The following is a 512-nucleotide window of genomic DNA, read 5'->3' on the forward strand; positions in this document are numbered from 1 at the left end:
AGAGAAATCTGTCATCGCTGCTCCTCGATGTTTAGTTACTACATAGTAACTAAACCTCAGTTCCGCAGTTGGCCTGCCGGTGTAGGCATCGAAAGTGCGCGTGAGCAGGGAGAACGCGGGGGACTGTCGGGAACGTGTAGTGCCTACGCGCTGGCGGGAGTCCTGTCGGTGCTGGCGGGGGTGATGTCGAGGAACCGTTTGGGTTGGTTGACGCCGAGGGCCTTGAAGATGGCGGCCTGGCGGGGGGTGGTTTCGGTGCGTTGCAGGACGTGGCCGGCGGGACCGGCGAAGTGCCCGAGGTGCATGCGGTCGAGTTCGTGACGGAGGTTGCGCCAGGTGTCGCCGGTGGCGGTTTCGGCGAGGCGGATTAGGAGCAGGGCGAGCCAGCACAGCAGCACGTGGGCGCGGATGCGGCCTTCGAGGCGGTGGTAGACGGGACGCAGTTCGAGGGTGGATTTCATGTCCCGCCAGCCCCGTTCGACTTCGAGCAGCTGTTTGTAGCCCAAGGCGAC

At 63.9% G+C, this 512-nt stretch carries 1 protein-coding gene; it reads right to left on the bottom strand.

Features of this window, described 5'->3' with window-relative positions; genetic code table 11:
* Nucleotides 1-143 precede the first annotated feature (143 nt).
* Nucleotides 144-512: transposase (locus P1T08_18975; protein MDF1598153.1), on the bottom strand; the 369-nt coding region annotated here is incomplete at its 5' end.

This window comes from Acidimicrobiia bacterium (assembly GCA_029210695.1).
GTDB lineage: Bacteria > Actinomycetota > Acidimicrobiia > Spongiisociales > JAHEDJ01 > JAHEDJ01.